We start from the raw sequence: 17,799 nt of genomic DNA, 5'->3' as shown, positions 1-17,799 counted from the left end.
CCGCCCACCCGGCGCGACCCCACCCCGGCACCGCTCTGTGCTGTCACTCCCGGCGCCGATGCGGCGGGGTGGGGTGCGGTGAGGTCGGCGCCGCCGTACGGCGGGTCAGCCGGCCCTGGCGGCCTCGGCCCAGACGCCGGGGAACTCCGCCTGGGAGCGGGCGGCGTCGGCGCGTTCCGTGGCGACGAGCACGCCGTAGGTGAAGGTGTCCTCGCCGGCCTCCCGGGCGCGATCGGCCTCCTCCATCAGGATCTCCTGGGCGACCACGCCGTCCTGGTAGGTGCCGAGCACCTCCTGGACGTCCTTGGCGCGCTTGGCGAGGGCCGCCGCCTCGTCCCCGAGCAGGGGGGTCAGGGCCTCGGCGGTGTAGCGGGCCCGCTTGGCGGCCTTGCGGACGTCGTGCATGGCGAGGGCGCGCTCCTCCGCGTCCTCCATCGCCCGCGCCCTGTCGTACCTCTTCTCGACCCGGCGCCACTGCTCGTCGGCGACGCGCCCCAGCGTCTTGCCGGCCTTCTTCCCGGCCACCGGGGTGAGCGGCGGCTTGGCGGCCAGCGTGTCGAGCCGGTCGAGCAGGGCGAAGTAGCGCTCGGAGCTCATGGCGAGGTGGGCCCGGACGAGCGCCTGGCGCTGGCGCTCCCGGAGATCGTCGCCGAGGCGGGTGCGGATCTCGCCGACGACCAGGGACGGGTCGACGGAGTCCAGGCGTTCGGCGAACCGCTCGTGGATGACCTCCAGGTCGCGGGCCTCGCCGAGCACCCCGGCGATCCACCGCAGCTCGTCCTGCAGGTCGCCGGTCTCGCCGAGCACGGAGGAGAAGGCCTTGAGCGCGCTGCGCAGGCGGCGGGCCGCGACCCGCATCTGGTGGACGGAGTCCTCGGTGGCCCGCCGCACCTGGGGGTCCTGGGCGATGATCGCGTCCACCTGGGAGCGGAGGTAGTCGGTCACGACCCGCCCCGCCGTGCCGTCCGGCGGCCGTGTCAGCTCGGCGGCCCGCCCGGCGGGGCCGAGGAGGCGTGCCAGCTTGCTGCCCGAGGCCGCGGGAACCGCGCCCGCCTTGCGCAGCGCCTTGCCGACCTTCTTGAGCTGGTCGACGTCGCCGTCCAGCAGCTCGGCCTCGACCTCGCGCCAGCGTTCGACCCGGGGCTCCTCGCCGAACACGGTGCCGAAGGTCGTGCCCTTGACCTGGTCGTCGGCGACCTCCACCAGCTTGCGCCCGTCGGCGTCGCGCAGGGTGGTGACCTCGCGGCGGGTCTCCAGCTCGGCGACCGGGACGAGCTCCTCGCGGCGCGTGTGGGCCAGGACGAGCTCGGCCAGCTCGCGCGGCACGACCTTGGCGCTGCGGGTCGGCGGGTGCGCGATCTCGTGCCGGGCGCCCTTGGCCTTGGGCAGCTTCAGGTGCCACCCGGCGTCGTCCCCGCCGCGCCGCCGGCGCAGCGTGATGCCGTGCGCGGCCAGCCGGAGGTCGGGGGTGTCGAAGTAGACGGCGGTCAGCCGGTAGCTTCTCGGCCCGAGCACCTCGGCGCAGCCGGGCACGCCCGTGAGCTCGGGAATCGTGTAGTCCTCGGGTACGTCGAACTTGTCCTCGACCTCGATCGCCATGCCACCTCCGCCGTCCGGTGATTCCGGCACTGCTGCCTTTTCACCATAACAACTGAAGATCGGGCTCGATCGTGCCGCTAGGCCGGAACCTGCGCGACGGCGAAGACGCGGCGGAACGGGAACGGCGTGCCGTACGGCCGGGCCGGGTAGGCCTCGGCGAGCAGCCGGCCGCAGTCGGCGAGGAACTCCTCGCGATCCCCCGGGCCCAGCCGGTCGAGCATGGGCCGCAGCGCGGTGCCCATGATCCAGTTGAGCACGGCGTTCTCGCCCTGGAGCACGTGGACGTAGGTCGTCTCCCAGGCGTCGACCGCGCAGCCGAGCCCCGCGAGCAGCGTCAGGTACTCCTCGGGGCCGTCCACGGGGTCGTGGCGCGCGAGGCCTCCCAGCGGCTCGGCCCAGCGCGCCGAACGGCACACCTGCCTGACCGCCGCGTGGCTGGGGGCGCCGAAGTTGCCCGGAACCTGGAAGGCGAGCCAGCCGCCCGGCCGGAGGAAGCCCAGCCAGCGCGGCAGCAGCTCGCGGTGCTCGGGCACCCACTGCAGCAGCGCGTTGGAGATGACGACGTCGACGGGGTCGACGGGGCGCCAGTGGCGCACGTCCTGCACGCTGAACGACAGCCCGCGCGGCGTCTTGGCGATCATCGCGGCCGAGGAGTCGACCCCGTGCACGGACGCGCCGGGCCAGCGGCGGGTCAGCTCCAGAGTGAGCTCCCCCGTGCCGCAGCCGAGGTCGGCCACGCTCCGGGGGGCATGCGCGCCCACCCGCGCGAGCAGCTCGAAGAAGGGACGGCGGCGCTCGTCGGCGTAACGTCCGTAGACGACGGGGTCCCACATATCTCTTGACATCGAGATACTTTTATCGCCGAGATGTCTCGATGTCAAGAGAGATAGACTCGGCGGCATGACGACGCGCCCAAGCGGTGGTGCCCCCGAAGGCCCCGTCCGAGACGAGGTGGATCAGCTTGTCACGTCCTGGCGGCAGGAGCGTCCCGACCTCGACGTGTCGCCGCTCCAGGTGCTCAGCCGGGTCTCCCGGCTGGCCCGCCACCTCGACCGCGCCCGGCGCGCCGCGTTCGCCGAGCACGACCTCGAACCGTGGGAGTTCGACGTGCTCACCACGCTGCGCCGCGCCGGAGAGCCGTACGAGCTGAGCCCCGGCGCCCTGCTGCGCGCCACCCTGGTCACCTCCGGCACGATGACCAACCGCATCGACCGCCTCGCCGCCGCCAGGCTGGTGCGCCGCCGCCCCGACCCCGAGGACCGGCGCGGCGTGCTGGTCTCGCTGACCGACGCCGGCCGCGAGCGCGTCGACGCCGCCTTCGCCGACCTGCTCAGGCGCGAGCACACGCTGCTGGCGGGCATCGACGCCGCCGACCAGCGGACGCTGGCGGGCCTGCTCCGCACGATCCTGGTGCCGTTCGACTCCGCCCAGAACGGCGCCTGACCACCGGCGGCCGCCGAGCACACCCCGGCGAGGACACCCCTCCCGGGGCGTGTCGGACGGCGAGGCGACCCCGCAGCCTCCCACCAGGCAGGACGTGCAATTCGTCCTGAAGTGCGGGCCTGGCCGATGACGAGCGCATTGCCTCCCGGATGGACGCCGGTTGTCCAGAGGCCCGCAAGTATTGCCGCCGCCTGACCGTTCCCCACCCTTAGCCGTGTTCAGCCACTCGGTAATGTCTGAGCGGTCACATCGAGTAATCACCGCTGAACAGAGCGTCCACGTGCGGAGCGTTCTGTTGCGGCGATTCCTACAGGGAGAAGTACACATGATTCGCCTTCTGGTCACTTCGGCATGCGTCGGAATCGCCCTCATGGCACCCGCTGCCGCAGCTTCCGCCGACGCGGCCAAGCCTGCGAAGAGCGCCAAGGCAAGCTGCTGCACCTGCGGGCCGACCGTCATCCCCACCGTCGTTCCCCAGTTCGTCGGCGCCGGCTGCGCCGGTGGCCTCGGTTACGGCCTCGGCGGCGGCTACGGCTACGGCCTCGGTTACGGCGGCGGCCTCGGCGGCGGCTACGGAGTCGGTTACGGCGCCGGCTTCGGCGGCGGCGGCGTGGGCTACGGCGTCGGCTACGGCAGCGGCGGCGGCGGTGGCCTGGGCCTGGGTCTCGGCCTCGGGCTCGGCCTGGGTCTCTGACCCACGCCGTAGCGACAACAGGCGGCGCTCCCACCGTTCGTGGAGGCGCCGCCCTTTTTCGCGCGGTCGACCAGGTCTTCCGCTCACCGAGGCGGCCCGGACGGCGCGTCGCCCGCTCCGGCACGGGGGTCACGGCTGCCGGCCGTGGACGAGGAACGCCGGCCGCGGGCCGGGGAAGACCCGCCGCCGGCCCGTCGAGGGAGACGGAGGCGACCGCGTCGGTACGGCCGGCCCTCGGGCCGGCCGTACCCTGCCACACCCGCCAGGCCGCCGCACGAGCGATCGTGCGGCCGGCCGCGCGGGCCGGCCACTCGACGCGCGGTGGCCGCCCGGTCAGCGCCGGGACGCGGCGATCACTTCGACAGGCCGCCGGGTGACTGGATCGGCAGCACCCGCGGCGGCCGGGGGCGGGGGTGACCGTGGTGATGCCCGTGGTGGTGGCCGTGATGACCGTGGTAGTGCCCGTAGTACGGGCCGAGCGGCCGGACATACGGGTACGTCGGGTAGACCGGGTACGTCGGATAGGCCGGGTACGGTACGACCTGCGGGTACGTGGTGCCCGTGGCGAGCACGCATTCGAACTGCGGGCAGGGCGTGGTGATGCACTGCTTGGGCGAGTGGACGCACACGTAACCGGGCGGGCAGAGCACGGCGGCGCACGACGCCGCCGAACACTGCGCCTTCCCCACCGCCTTCGCCGCCGCCGCGACCGGCGCCGGCCGCTTGGCGGCGCCCGCCGGCACCCGGTCGGTGTCGGCGTACGCGCCCGCTCCCGACAATGCCAGTCCCGTCACGACGGCCGCCGCGAATATTGTTGTGCGGATCATTGTGAACCCCCGTATTCACTACTTGGCCCCGACGAATACGCACCGGATCCACGAGGAATTGTGTGGATCCATGGGGCATCTCGCACAGAGGCCTCTTGACCTACCGAGATCATCGCATTAATGACCGCGCCTCACCGGCCGCGACGGCATTGCCGGGGTCAGGAAACGGTAAGAACGACCGGGCGTGCCCAACGAATTAGCGCGCCGACAAAAGGGACCGGCGTAAGCCCGGTCCTTTTGTCGGCGCGCTTTTGTGCGAGACGCTCAGAAAGCGCCCACGGCCCCCAGGGTGTTACGCAGGTCGCACGCGTTGCCGTAGGTGCGCTGCGCGGAGACGTTACGCCCACCCCACACGCCCATCGCCGAGATGGTGACCGGGTCGTAGATCCGCGGGCACGGCCTCCCGCCCGGGAGCTGAAGTCTGGCCAGGTCACCGCGTACGGTCGCCAGCAGCGCGCAGGCCTCCAGCGGCCGGGGATGCGTCCCTCCGGTCGGCGAGCACTGCAACACGGCCACCCGGGACACCGGCCAGGCGGCCCGGCCCTCGCTGCGCGTCAGCACCAGGCCGTCGGCCGGCCTGCGGTGCGCGGCGATCGCGGATTCCGGCTCGGGCGGCGGCTGTCCGGCGGCGGCGGCGCCCGCGGACGGCGACGCGAGCCCCAGCGCCGCTCCGAAACACACGGCCAGACAAATCGCGCGGCCCCATTGACGTCTCATTCACATTCCCCCGATCGAACGACGAACGGTCCCAGCCTGCCGCCTGGCATGCCGGAATCAGGAGAACGACGCCCCGGGGCCGTGCAAATGTCTTTCGTCACCCAGCCCAACAACGGGCCGACGGAGGGAGCGTTACTCGCCCAGCCTTTCGGCCAGCTCCATCCATTCCACCTCGACGGACTCCTTCTGGGCGCGAAGCTCCTTCAGCTCGGCGTCCATGGCGGCGAGCCGCCCGTAGTCGGAGGCCGCCTCGGCCATGGCCGAGTGCAGCGTGGCCTCACGCTCGCCGATCCTGTCAAGCTGGCGTTCCAGCCTCGACAGCTCCTTGCGCGCCTCGCGAAGCTCCTTGGCCGAGGGCGCCGCCGTCGCGGGGGCCTGGGCCGCCTGCTCGGCGGCGGGGGCCCTGGCCGCCTGCGGCGCGCCGGCGCGGGCGGTGAGCGCCGTTCCGGACGCCCGGCGCTGCAGGTACTCGTCGACGCCGCCGGGCAGCATCGACAGGCTGCCGTCGCCCAGCAGGGCCACGCAGCGGTCGGCCACCCGCTCCAGGAAGTAACGGTCGTGGCTGACCAGCAACAACGTGCCCGGCCAGCCGTCGAGCAGGTCTTCCATCTCGTTGAGGGTCTCGATGTCGAGGTCGTTGGTCGGCTCGTCCAGCAGCAGGACGTTGGGGTCGTCCATGAGCAGCCGCAGGAGCTGCAGCCGCCGCCGCTCGCCGCCCGACAGGTCGCCGACCACCTTCCACTGGGCGTCGCCGCGGAAGCCGAGGCGCTCCAGAAGCTGCGAGGCGGTCCACTCGCGCTTGCCCACCTGGACGAACTTGCGGACCTCCTCGACGGTCTCCAGCACGCGCCGGGTGGGGTCGAGCTCGGTGAGCTCCTGCGACAGGTGGGCCAGGCGGACGGTCTTGCCCCGCACCACCGAGCCGGAGTCGGGCAGCACCGAGCCGGCGAGCAGGCGCAGCACCGACGACTTGCCCGAGCCGTTGACCCCGATCAGCCCGATGCGGTCGCCGGGGCCGAACTGCCAGGTGCAGTCGTCGAGCACGAGCGGGCCCTCCCCGGGGCCGCCCGCGTGCAGGGTGACCCCGTTGAGGTCGTAGACGGTCTTGCCGAGGCGCGCGGAGGCGAAGCCGACCAGTTCGACGGTGTTCCGGGCGGGCGGCTCGTCGGCGATCAGCGCCTGGGCGGCGTCGATGCGGAACTTCGGCTTGGAGGTGCGCGCGGGCGGGCCCCGGCGCAGCCAGGCGATCTCCTTGCGCATGAGGTTCTGCCGGCGCTCCTCGGTGGCCTGGGCGATGCGCGCGCGCTCGGCCTTGGCCAGGACGTACGCGGCGTACCCGCCCTCGTAGCGGTGGACGGCGCCGTCCACGACCTCCCAGGTGCGGGTGGAGACGGCGTCCAGGAACCACCGGTCGTGCGTGACGACGAGCAGCGCGGACCTGCGCCCGGCCAGGTGGCGCGCCAGCCAGGCGATCGCCTCGATGTCGAGGTGGTTGGTCGGCTCGTCGAGGATGACCAGGTCGTGCTCCTCGATGAGCAGCCGGGACAGCGCCGTGCGCCGCCGCTCGCCGCCGGACAGCTCGCCGACCCGGGCCGTGAGCTGGACGTCGGCCAGCAGGTTGGCGAGGATCTCCCTGACGGCCTGGTCGCCGGCCCACTCGTGCTCGGCGCGGTCGCCCAGCACGAGCTCCCCGACCGTGAGCGCCGGGTCGAAGTCGTCCCGCTGCGACAGCAGCCCCACCCGCAGGCCGCGGTTGTGCGTCACCCGCCCGCCGTGCGGCTTGACCGTGCCGGCGATCACGGAGACCAGCGTGGTCTTGCCGTCGCCGTTGCGCCCGACGACGCCGATGCGGTCGCCGGACTCCACGCCGAGGGAGACGTCACTGAGCAGCGGCTTGGGCCCATAGGCATGGAAGACCGATTCCAGATTCACCAGGTTCATCGCCACCAAAGCCTATCCGCCCCCCGCCCCAGCCGTACCGCCCCGACCGCCGCCCCCGCCGCCGTCCCCCCGAGCCGAACCGTCACCACCGGCGATCACGCAGGAGAACGGCCGCCACGCGGGAGAACGTCCGCCGGGCACCCCACCGGCACGGGCACCACGACCTGCGCGCCGAACCGGCGGCGCCCGCGCTCACGCCCAGGACAGCCGCCGGACACCCCACCGACACGTCCGCCATGACCCCCAACCGGGACGCCGAGACCGTCGCCCGGCCCGCGTGGAGGGAGCCGGTCACTCCTCGGAGGTCACCGTGGCGCCGGGGGCAGGGCCGTCGGCGGTGACCGTCGTACGGCACACGCCCGCCAGGTTCAGCGCCACCGAGAGGTCGTCGGCGTGGGCCGCGGACTCGGCGAGGAAGGCGCAGGTGGGGCCGGAGCCGGAGACGAGCGCGCCCAGCGCGCCGCGCTCCCGGCCCGCCGCGAGGGTGCGCGCCAGCGGGCGGCAGAGCATCACGGCGGCCGGCTGCAGGTCGTTGACCAGGGTCGCGCCGAGGGCCTTCACGTCACCCGCGGCCAGCGCGGCCATCAGCGGCTCGGACCTCTCGGGCCAGGCGGCGGGCTCACCGGTGGCCTCGCGGATGCGGTCGCACTCGGCGTAGACCTTCGGCGTGGACAGCCCGCCCTCGGCGAGCGCGAACACCCAGTGGTACCGCCCGGCGGCGGGGACGGGCGTCAGGTTCTCCCCGCGCCCCGTGCCGACCGCCGTACCGCCGAGCAGGGCGAACGGGACGTCGCTGCCGATGCCCGCGGCGATCTCCATCAGCTCCTCACGGGGCGTGCCGAGCCCCCAGAGCCGGTCGCAGGCCACGAGCGCCGCCGCGGCGTCGGCGCTGCCGCCGGCCATGCCACCGGCCACCGGGATCGTCTTGTGGATGCGCAGCCGCACCGCAGGTGACCGTCCGGCACGCGCGGCGAGCGCGACGGCGGCCCGGGCCGCGAGGTTCTCCCCGTCGACCGGCACCTGCCCCGCGAACCCGCCCCCGACCTCCACCGTGATCTCGTCCTTCTCCGGACGGGACGCCGTGACCTCGTCGAACAGCGAGACGGCGTGGAAGACGTTCACCAGGTCGTGGTAACCGTCATCGCGCGGCGGCCCCACCGAGAGCTGCAGATTCACCTTGGCGGGCACCCGAACGGTCACGGATCTCACGGACCCGATCGTAGCCCCGGCGCCCACCCCCCGAACCCGAACGCCCCGCGTCACCCGGCCGCACGCCACCATCCGTCCCCACCGGTCAGCACCGCCACCCACCCCCGAACGCGAACGACCACATCACCCCGGCCGCACGACGCCATCCATCCCCACCGTCGGCACCCGCCCCCCGCCCGGCCGACGCCGGACGCTTAGCGTCCGCCCCGGCCCGGGGGCGTCATCCGTCCGTGGGGCGGTTCTCGGCGATCCTGGCGAAGTCCTCGACGCGGAGCTGCTCGCCGCGAGCCGAGGGGTCGACGCCCGCCGCTCGCAGGGCCGCCTCGGCGGCCGGCGGCGAGCCGGCCCAGGTGGCGAGCGCGGCTCGCAGCGTCTTGCGGCGCTGGGCGAACGCGGCGTCGATCACGGCGAAGACCTCCTCGCGGGAGGCGGAGGTGACGGGCGGCTCGCGGCGGGTGAGCGCCACGAGCCCGGAGTCGACGTTGGGCACCGGCCAGAAGACCGTGCGGCCGACCGGCCCGGCCCGGCGCACGTCGGCGTACCAGGCGGCCTTGACCGAGGGGATGCCGTACACCTTCGAACCCGGCCCGGCGGCCATGCGGTCGGCCACCTCCGACTGCACCATCACCAGCCCCCGGCGCAGCGACGGCAGCACCGCCAGCAGGTGGAGCACGACGGGCACCGCGACGTTGTACGGCAGGTTGGCCACCAGCGTGGTGGGCTCGGCGTCCAGGTCGCCGGGGCGCACGGTCATGGCGTCGGCCCTGACGACGGAGAGCCGATCGGCCAGCGACGGCGCCCGCCCGGCCACGGTGATCGGGAGCTGCGCGGCCAGAACCGGGTCGATCTCCACCGCCACCACCCGGCGCGCCTCAGGAAGCAGCGCCAGCGTGAGCGACCCCAGCCCCGGCCCGACCTCGATCACCACGTCGTCCGGCGAGACCTCGGCCACCCTGGCGATCCGCCGCACCGTGCCGCCGTCGATGACGAAGTTCTGCCCGAGCCGCTTGGTGGGCCGAAGATCGAGCCTGCCCGCCAGCTCCCGTATCTCGGCCGGCCCCAGCAGGCTCACCACGGATTCCCCATCCCCCCAGTCTCCCGCACCGACCACCATGCGATGGTCCTTCACCCGGTGGGCCTCGCCTCAGGTCGGATGCCTGCGCGGTGGTGGGGCGTGGGCAGGGCGAGGCTCGCTCCTCAGAGAGCGCGCCGAAGGCGCCTTTTTCGAGACGGCGGCCGGCCGGTGAGGGATGAGCCGGGAGCAGGCCTCGGCGGTCGGGAAAGCGCGGCCGGACGTGAGACGCCTGGTGAAGAAGGTGGGGTCAGGGGGTGAAGAGGTGGGAGCCGCAGGTGGGCCATTGGCCCTGCCAGCGGCCGGCGACTCTCTGGTAGAGGAGTTGGGCGCGGTAGGTCTGCTCGGCGGGGGGCCAGTCGCGGGGGGTTCCGGTTCCGCCGACGGCCTGCCACATGGGGAGGCTGAACTGGTACATGCCGTAGTACGGGCCGCTGGGGTTGAAGGACCTGGGGTCGGCGTAGGTCTCGCAGCGGGCCAGGGCCGCCCAGTTGAGCGAGGTGACCGACGGGCGGACGGGGACGGTGTGCGGGGGCGGGGCGGGGACGGGAGGGACGGCGGGCGCGGCCGGGATGACGCGGATCACCTGGCTGTCCTCGGGGAAGGAGCCGAGGGCGGGGCGCACCCTGTCGCCCTTGGCGAGCATGATGCGCTGCTGGGCCAGCACGTCGCGCACCGTGCGGCCGGTGGTGAGGGCGTCCAGCCGGACGCCCCTGCGGATGACGGTCACCCGGCGCTCGGTGCGCACGTCCAGGGCGAAGCCGGTCACCGGGATCTGCCGCATGCGCGGGGACGACAGCCTGGCCCGCCGCTGCGCCAGGTGCAGCTCCTCCAGTGCCTCGCCGACGTTGAGCGCGGTCACGGTGTGCAGGCTCTTCCTGCCGTCGAGGGTCAGGTGCAGCGGGCGGGCGTGCCGGACGACGATCGAGCCGCCGTCGCGCACCTTCTCGGCCGGGGCCGGGGACACGACGTCGTGCCTCCCGACGGGCACCTTCACGTGCGCCAGCACCTCCCGCACGGTGCGGCCGGTGCTGCGCACCGTCGTCACGCCGCCGTCGACGGTGAGCCGCACCTGCTTGGTGAGCGAGGTGCCGGCGAGCAGGGCGGTGGAGACGCCGACGACGGCGGCGCACACGACCACCGTCCACGGCGAGCGGGCCGGGCGCCACAGGCCCGCCCACCCCGCCCACGGCCGGGACGGGCGTCGCGCCGCCCTGCGGGACCGGGCCCGGGTGCGGGACGAACGCCGGGGAGCCCGGCGTGTACCGGCCCGCCGAACGCCGGGCACGGGCGGCACCCGCGAAGCGCCGGGTGCGTGCGGCACCCGCGAAGCGCCGAGCACGCGCGGCTCCCCTGGAACGCCGGGCAGGTGCCGCTCCCCCGGAGCACCGGGCACGGGCGGCACCCCCGGAGCGCCGGGCGGGTGCGGTACCCCGGGAACGCCGTGGGGCGGCGCGGGTGCCCGGGCCGGCGCCGCCACTGCCGTCGGTGATTCGTCCACTGCGCGTCCTTGGGGGTAGACCGGCTGCCGACGCTAGCCCCGCCCGCCTCGCCCCCTCAACCGGTTCAACCGATCCGGTGTGTTACTTGCCCATCACTTGGCGTGTCCGCCGACGGATACCGTGACGTCCGCACGGAAAGGCCATGACACCCCGTCCACGCCCCTTTCCCGGCGCTCCGGTCATCCCCACACACGGGAGGGGGCGGCGGGGTGGAGAGGATCGATCCCGGACACCGGACGCTCTCACCCGAGGGGGCGGGGCGGGGGGGCATCGGAGGGTGGGGCGGGTGGCAGGGGCGGGGCCGGGCGTTACCAGGTGCCGAAGGCGCGTTCGCCGTTGGTGGTGATGGCGCGGGCCAGGGCGTCGGGGGTGGTGGATCTGACCTCGGCCAGGCAGCGGAGGGTCAGGGGGATCAGGTAGGGCGCGTTGGGCTTGCCCCGGTGGGGGGTGGGAGGGAGGTAGGGAGCGTCGGTCTCCACCAGGAGGAGCTCCTCCGGGGCCACGCGGGCGGCCTCGCGGAGGTCGGCGGCGTTCTTGTAGGTGACGGGGCCGGAGAAGGACATGAAGTAACCGGCCTCGGCGCACCGGCGGGCCATGTCGGCGTCGCCGGAGAAGCTGTGGAAGATCACGACGTGCGGGGTGTCCTCCTCGTCGAGCACCCGCAGCACGTCGTCGTGCGCCTCGCGGTCGTGGATGACCAGGGCCTTGCCGGTGCGCCTGGCGATCTCGATGTGCGCTCGGAAGGAGGCGTGCTGGTCGTCGCGGGACGCCCAGTCGCGGTAGTAGTCGAGGCCGGTCTCGCCCACCGCGCGCACCCGCGGCTCCCCCGCGAGCTTCTCGATCTCGGCGAGCGTCTCGGGGGTCGCCGCGTGCGCCTCGTTGGGGTGGATCGCCACGCCCGCGTACACGGCGTCGTGCTCGCGCGCGGTCTGGGCGCCCCACCGGGAGGACCGCAGGTCGTACCCGATGGTCACCAGCCGGGTGACGCCCACCGCCCGGGCCTCGGCGACGATGCGCTCGACGCCGCCGGCCGCCGCTTGGGCGGCCAGCGCCACGGAATCGCCGGACGACGCCTTGCGGTCGCCGACCATGATGTCCAGGTGGCAGTGGCTGTCGAACACCTCGACGCCGAGCCGTTCCGGCGCCGCGGGAAGCTCGCTCATCGGCCGTCGGCGAGGCGGGCGAGCTCCTCGTCCACCACCTTCGAGTCGAGCTTGGGGAACAGCGGGGTGGGGGGCGCCAGGGGCGTGCCCGGGCGGACCGGGATGGACTGCCAGGTGGCGGCGCCGTCGTACTCACCGGTGATCACGGGGTACGGCTTGCCGCCGTCCTCGTCGACGTCGCGGATCTCGGGCATGCCCGACCACACGCCCTTGCCGCCGAGCATGGCGTACACCTTGTTGGAGGAGCCCGGCAGGAACGGCGTGAGCAGCGTCTTGGCGTCGTCCACGATCTGGAGGGCGACGTGCAGGATGGACTTCACCCGCGCGGGGTCGTCCTTGAGCTTCCAGGGCTCCTGCTCGGCGAGGTAGCGGTTGGCCTCGCGCACCACCTCGAACGCCTCGGTGACGGCGTTCTTGAACCGCGACCTCTCGAGTTCGGCGCCGACGGCCGCGAACGCCGCGCGGCTCCTGGCCAGCAGCGCGCGGTCGGCGTCGGTCAGCTCGCCGGCCTCGGGCACCTCGCCGAAGTTCTTGGCGGCCATCGAGATCGACCGGTTGACCAGGTTGCCCCAGGCCGCGACCAGCTCGCCGTTGTTGCGGTTGACGAACTCCGACCAGGTGAAGTCGGTGTCCTGGTTCTCGGGGCCGGCGACCGCGATGTAGTAGCGCAGAGCGTCGGCGTCGTAGCGCGCCAGGAAGTCGCGCACGTAGATCACGACCTGGCGGCTGGAGGAGAACTTGCGCCCCTCCATGGTCAGGAACTCGCTGGAGACCACCTCGGACGGCAGCGCGAGCTTGCCCAGCGACCCCGGCGTGCCGCCGCGCGCGCCCTCGCCGTTGTAGCCGAGCAGCATGGCGGGCCAGATCTCGGAGTGGAAGACGATGTTGTCCTTGCCCATGAAGTAGTAGCCGCGGGCGTCGGGGTTCTGCCACCACTGCCGCCAGGCGTCGGGCTCGCCGGAGCGGCGCGCCCACTCGATGGACGCGCTGAGGTAGCCGATGACGGCGTCGAACCAGACGTAGAGCCGCTTGTCGTTGCGGTCGCGCCAGCCGTCGAGCGGGATGGGCACGCCCCAGTCGAGGTCGCGGCTGATCGCCCGGGGCTGCATGTCGCCGAGCAGGTTGAGCGAGAACTTCAGGACGTTGGGCCGCCAGTCGCCCTGCTTGCCCTGCAGCCAGCTCCCCAGCGCCTCGGTGAAGGCGGGCAGGTCGAGCATGAAGTGCTCGGTCTCGATGAACTTGGGCGTCTCGCCGTTGACCCTGCTGCGGGGGTTGATCAGGTCGATGGGGTCGAGCTGGTTGCCGCAGTTGTCGCACTGGTCGCCGCGGGCGCCGTCGTAGCCGCAGATGGGGCAGGTGCCCTCGATGTAGCGGTCGGGCAGCGTGCGGCCGGTCGTGGGCGAGACCGCCCCCATGGTGGTGCGCGGGAAGACGTAGCCGTTCGCGAACAGGCCCTTGAAGATCTCCTGCGAGATCGAGTAGTGGTTGGCCGTCGTCGTGCGGGTGAACAGGTCGTACGACAGGCCGAGCGAGGTGAGGTCTTCGGCGATGACCCGGTTGTAGCGGTCGGCGAGCTCGCGGGCGGTGACGCCCTCGCGGTCGGCCTGCACCTGGATGGGCGTGCCGTGCTCGTCGGTGCCGCTGACCATCAGCACCTTGTTGCCCGCCATCCGCTGGTAGCGGCTGAAGATGTCGGACGGAACCCCGAACCCGGAGACGTGCCCGATGTGGCGGGGGCCGTTGGCATAGGGCCAGGCGACGGCGGTCAAGATGTGCTGGGACATGGCACAAGCCTAAAGGCCCGGGCGCGGCGCCCCTAACCGATTACGACGGTTGCCCCCGGGGCACCGGCTCACGGCGCCGCGAGCCCCGGCTGCGGGGCTCGCGGCCGGCGGGCTCAGGCGGCGGGGGTGGTCTCCCGCTTGACGGCCTCGGCGGCCTCCTCTGCGGCGGAGGCGGCGACGTCGACCGGGGTCTCCTTGGTGCGGCGGATGCCGAGGATGCTGATGAACAGCGACGCGAAGATCGTCTGGAAGCTGATGATCAGCGCGGTGGCCGAGGGCACGACCAGGCGCAGCGACTCGGCGGGGATCAGCGGCCCGAAGTTGCGCACCTGCCAGTGGGCCAGCGACGCCACCAGGCCGACGACGCCGGCCAGTGCCAGGGCGGCGCCCGCGATCAGCCCCTTCTCGAGGGTGACGATGTCGACCAGGCGCTTGATGCGCCGGTCTTCGGGCAGGAAGCCCTCCTCGGCGGCGTAGACCTTGGTGAAGAGCGCGAACAGCACGGCCTGGAAGCCGATCACCACCATCGCCGACGCGCCCACCAGCGTGTCGACGTCGAAGGCGAGCTTGCCGATGTAGACCGGGCCGAAGGTGAGCGCGGTGCCCGCCACCAGGCCGACCAACATGATGGCCATGCCGGGGATGAGGAACAGCCAGCGGGGGCTGTAGAGCATCAGGAAGCGCAGGTGGCGCCAGCCGTCGCGCCACGAGCGCAGGTGCGGCGGGCGGGTGCGGCCGTCGGGGCTGAGCGTGGTGGCGACCTCGCGGACGTCGAGCCCCTGGAGCGTGGACTTGACGACCATCTCGCTGGCGAACTCCATGCCGCCGGTCTGCAGGCCGAGCTTGATGATGGAGTCGCGCCGGAAGCCGCGCAGCCCGCAGTGGAAGTCGCGGATGGCGCTGGGGAAGAACAGCCGGCCGATGAACGACAGCACCGGGTTGCCGAGGTAGCGGTGCAGCGGCGGCATGGCGCCCGGGGCGATGCCGCCCCTGAAGCGGTTGCCCATGACCAGGTCGGCGCCCGAGCGCAGCTCCTCGACGAAGGGCATCAGGGCGGTGAAGTCGTAGGAGTCGTCGGCGTCGCCCATGATCACGTAGCGGCCGCGCGCGGCCCGGATGCCGCCGATGAGCGCGTTGCCGTACCCCTTGGCGTCGACGTGGACGACGCGGGCGCCGGCGTCGCGGGCGAGCTGCTGGGAGCCGTCGGTGCTGCCGTTGTCGGCGATCACGACCTCGCCGTCGATGCCGTGCTCGTCCATGCACGCCAGAGCCTTACGGATGCACGTCTCGACCGTCTCCGCCTCGTTCAGGCATGGCATGACCACGGTCAGTTCCACGTCTAAACCCCTCGTTCGCGCCTCGATCACCGCTGCGTAGTTCAACCATGATGCCCCCTGCCCCCCGGTGCTCGGGTCAAGTCCGTGAAAGGGCTGGCATCCTGTAAGCCATGGTGACCGTTGCCGAGCCGGCGCAGGCCGGCCTGCCCACGCCGAGCCGGGGTGCGCGCCTGCTCGGCTTCCTGGGGCTGCGCCGCCTGTTCGTGGCGGCCTTCGCGCTGGGCGCGGCGCTTCGGGTGATCTCGATGCTCGGCTACCGGCCGGCCATGTGGTTCAACGACTCCTACGAGTACGTGTCGGTGGCGCTGCATCCGCGCCCGCATCCCATACGGCCCGACGGTTACGGGTTCTGGCTGCTGATCCTCAAGCCTTTTCACAGCTTCGCCCTGGTGGTCTTGACGCAGCACCTCATGGGCCTGGCCACCGCCGTGCTGATCTATATGCTTCTCAGACGCAAATTTGGCCTGCCCGACTGGGGGGCCACCCTCGCCGTCCTGCCCGTGCTGTTCGACGCCTACCAGATCCAGCTCGAACAGCTGATCATGTCGGACACGATGTTCACCCTGCTGCTGGTGGCCGTCGTGACGCTGGTCCTGTGGCACAGGAAAATGTCCTGGCGGGTCGGCGTCGCGGTCGGCCTGCTGCTGGCGCTCACCGCGCTCACCCGCAGCATCGGGCTGCCCATCCTGGCGGTCGTGGTGGCCTATCTGCTGGTCAAACGCACCGGCTGGAAGCCTGTGCTGGCGGTCGTGACGGCCTGCGGCGTGCCGGTGCTGGCGTACATGGGGTGGTTCGCCTCGGCGCACGGGCAGTTCGCGCTGACCCAGAGCGACGGCCTCATCCTCTACATGCGCACGGCCAAGTTCGCCGACTGCAAGAAGATCCAGCCCGACCTGCAGCGCGAGCAGGACCTGATCCCGCTGTGCAACAACCCCACCATCGCGCGCAGCCCGTTCTCTCAGCTCTACCTGTGGTGGAAGGGCGAGGGCGAGGTGCTGCACCGCTGGGGGAACGACAAGTTCGAGCGGTCGATCAACGACACGGCGAGCAAGTTCGCCCGGCGCGCGATCCTGGCCCAGCCGGGCGACTACGTCGCGGCCGTCACCGGCGACCTCATGCGCACCTTCCGCTGGGATCGGCCCATCTTCCCCGACCCGCTGACCTGGCGGCAGTACCAGTTCTTCAACTACGGGGTGAACGCCAAGGACCCCGTGAGGTCGGCGGCGGCGCTGCCCAAGTGGCCGAGCCACCTCGGCACCACCGACCGCGACATGGTCGCCTACGAGCAGGGCCGGGCCAGCACCCGGGTCTACTGGCCATGGGCGACGATCATGGAGAGGTACCAGCGGTTCGCGTACGTGCCGGGCGCCGTCCTCGGCATCGCGCTGCTGGTCGGCGCGGCCGGGGCTGTGGTGCGCTGGCGCACGCTGGGCGGCCCGCTCCTGCTGCCCTGGGTGGCGGCCGTCGCGCTCGTCGTCGCGCCCGCCGCCACGGCGGAGTTCGACTACCGCTACATCCTGCCCGCCGTGCCGCTGGCGTTCCTGGCGGCGGCCATCGCGCTCCGCCACGGGCTGCGGCCGCCGCGCCGCCCGGCGCGCGCCGGCCCCGAGGCTCCGGCCGAGCCCGTCGCGCCGGCGGAGGCCGCCACGGCGTCCGGCCCCGCCACGCCGCCCGAGCCGGCCGCGCCGCCCGAGCCGGCCGCGCGGGCCGGGGAGCCCGCACCCCGGGCCTGATCGCCCGAGGAGCCCGCGCCCCGGGCCTCATCGCGGCCGGGGGGCGCGGCTGCCCGGGCGGACGCCGGGGGCCGGACCCGGCTCCGGAGCGGCGGGGCTAGACCCAGCTCCGGAAGAGCATGCGCCGGTACCAGTCGTCGTAGGGAATGGGCTCGCCGGCCAGCACCGGGTACAGCCACCAGAAGTTGACCAGGGCCAGCAGCGTGAACGCCCCCACCACCGCCGCCCCCGCGGCCCTCCGGCTCGACGCCGCCCGCGACGGCCCGATGAGCAGCCCGGCCGCCAGGGTGAGGGCGAGGATCATGAAGGGGAGTATGGGGGCGGTGTAGAAGAGGAACATGGTGCGGTTGTCGGCGATGGCGTAGTAGAACCACGGCAGCCAGCCGACCCCGAACGTCAGCAGCACGGCGCCCGCCCGCCAGTCGCGGGTCGCCGTGTACCAGGCGATCAACGCCACCAGGGCCAGCACCGCGCCGAACCAGATCACCGGCGTGCCGACGCCCAGGACCGCCTCCGAGCACTTGGCGGCGCCGCAGCCGCCCGGGCTCTCGTAGTGGAACGCGACGGGCCGCAGCAGCAGCGGCCACTGCCAGGGCTCCGACTGGTAGGGATGGGACCGGTCGAGGCCGGTGTGGAAGCCGAGGACCTGCACCTGGTAGCCCACCCACGACCGCATCGAGCTGAACACCCAGTAGCCCCAGCCGCTTGAGGTGGCTTGGGCCCAGTTGCGGCCGTAGCCGTAGGCGGTGGCGAACCACCCGCTCCAGGACGCCACATA

Annotated in this window: 14 protein-coding genes and 1 pseudogene; 3 read left to right on the top strand and 12 right to left on the bottom strand. The window is 72.9% G+C overall.

Annotation, left to right across the window (positions count from 1 at the left end; all coding sequences use genetic code 11):
* Positions 1-105: 105 nt before the first annotated feature.
* Complete coding sequence (locus PYR91_RS25140; protein ID WP_279783438.1) at positions 106-1,599, bottom strand: CYTH and CHAD domain-containing protein; 1,494 nt, start codon at positions 1,597-1,599, stop codon at positions 106-108.
* A gap of 77 nt (positions 1,600-1,676) precedes the next feature.
* On the bottom strand, positions 1,677-2,444 hold the full coding sequence (locus PYR91_RS25135; RefSeq protein ID WP_279783436.1) for a trans-aconitate 2-methyltransferase: 768 nt from the start codon (positions 2,442-2,444) through the stop codon (positions 1,677-1,679).
* Positions 2,445-2,499: 55 nt separating this feature from the next.
* On the opposite strand from PYR91_RS25135, the gene PYR91_RS25130 reads away from it, so the two are divergent.
* Positions 2,500-3,042 carry a MarR family transcriptional regulator gene (locus PYR91_RS25130; protein WP_279783435.1) on the top strand — a complete coding sequence of 181 codons (543 nt, stop codon included), beginning with the start codon at positions 2,500-2,502 and terminating at the stop codon, positions 3,040-3,042.
* 325 nt (positions 3,043-3,367) lie between these two features.
* Positions 3,368-3,736 (top strand): hypothetical protein, encoded by a 369-nt coding sequence (locus PYR91_RS25125; RefSeq protein ID WP_279783434.1) that lies wholly within the window; start codon positions 3,368-3,370, stop codon positions 3,734-3,736.
* A gap of 353 nt (positions 3,737-4,089) precedes the next feature.
* On the opposite strand, the gene PYR91_RS25120 is transcribed toward PYR91_RS25125, so the two are convergent.
* From PYR91_RS25120 to PYR91_RS25080, 9 genes are all read right to left on the bottom strand, one after another.
* Positions 4,090-4,563 (bottom strand): hypothetical protein, encoded by a 474-nt coding sequence (locus PYR91_RS25120; protein WP_279783433.1) that lies wholly within the window; start codon positions 4,561-4,563, stop codon positions 4,090-4,092.
* A gap of 264 nt (positions 4,564-4,827) precedes the next feature.
* Entirely contained in the window at positions 4,828-5,244 is a 417-nt protein-coding gene (locus tag PYR91_RS25115; RefSeq protein ID WP_279783432.1) for an SSI family serine proteinase inhibitor, read from the bottom strand.
* 168 nt (positions 5,245-5,412) lie between these two features.
* Complete coding sequence (locus tag PYR91_RS25110; protein WP_279783431.1) at positions 5,413-7,221, bottom strand: ABC-F family ATP-binding cassette domain-containing protein; 1,809 nt, start codon at positions 7,219-7,221, stop codon at positions 5,413-5,415.
* Positions 7,222-7,512: 291 nt separating this feature from the next.
* On the bottom strand, positions 7,513-8,421 hold the full coding sequence (locus PYR91_RS25105) for a 4-(cytidine 5'-diphospho)-2-C-methyl-D-erythritol kinase (RefSeq protein WP_279783440.1): 909 nt from the start codon (positions 8,419-8,421) through the stop codon (positions 7,513-7,515).
* A 229-nt stretch (positions 8,422-8,650) separates the two neighbouring features.
* On the bottom strand, positions 8,651-9,544 hold the full coding sequence (rsmA, locus tag PYR91_RS25100) for a 16S rRNA (adenine(1518)-N(6)/adenine(1519)-N(6))-dimethyltransferase RsmA (RefSeq protein ID WP_279783430.1): 894 nt from the start codon (positions 9,542-9,544) through the stop codon (positions 8,651-8,653).
* A gap of 208 nt (positions 9,545-9,752) precedes the next feature.
* Entirely contained in the window at positions 9,753-10,637 is an 885-nt protein-coding gene (locus PYR91_RS25095) for a resuscitation-promoting factor (RefSeq protein ID WP_279783429.1), read from the bottom strand.
* A gap of 675 nt (positions 10,638-11,312) precedes the next feature.
* Positions 11,313-12,167 carry a TatD family hydrolase gene (locus PYR91_RS25090; protein ID WP_279783427.1) on the bottom strand — a complete coding sequence of 285 codons (855 nt, stop codon included), beginning with the start codon at positions 12,165-12,167 and terminating at the stop codon, positions 11,313-11,315.
* Complete coding sequence (gene metG, locus PYR91_RS25085) at positions 12,164-13,951, bottom strand: methionine--tRNA ligase (RefSeq protein ID WP_279783426.1); 1,788 nt, start codon at positions 13,949-13,951, stop codon at positions 12,164-12,166. The genes PYR91_RS25090 and metG overlap by 4 nt, the downstream gene beginning before the upstream one ends.
* Positions 13,952-14,064: 113 nt before the next feature.
* Positions 14,065-15,288, bottom strand: a complete 1,224-nt coding sequence (locus tag PYR91_RS25080) for a glycosyltransferase (protein WP_279783424.1) — start codon at positions 15,286-15,288, stop codon at positions 14,065-14,067.
* Between the two features lie 110 nt (positions 15,289-15,398).
* Between PYR91_RS25080 and PYR91_RS25075 the strand changes: the two genes are divergently transcribed.
* Complete coding sequence (locus PYR91_RS25075) at positions 15,399-17,021, top strand: hypothetical protein (RefSeq protein ID WP_279783423.1); 1,623 nt, start codon at positions 15,399-15,401, stop codon at positions 17,019-17,021.
* Positions 17,022-17,118: 97 nt separating this feature from the next.
* Here PYR91_RS25075 and PYR91_RS25070 read toward each other — a convergent pair.
* A pseudogene (locus PYR91_RS25070) lies at positions 17,119-17,799 on the bottom strand (phospholipid carrier-dependent glycosyltransferase); the annotation flags it as partial.

The sequence above is a fragment of the Sphaerisporangium sp. TRM90804 genome, from assembly GCF_029846175.1.
In the GTDB taxonomy this organism is placed as follows: domain Bacteria; phylum Actinomycetota; class Actinomycetes; order Streptosporangiales; family Streptosporangiaceae; genus Sphaerisporangium.
This window is presented reverse-complemented; position numbering and strand designations above follow the sequence as displayed.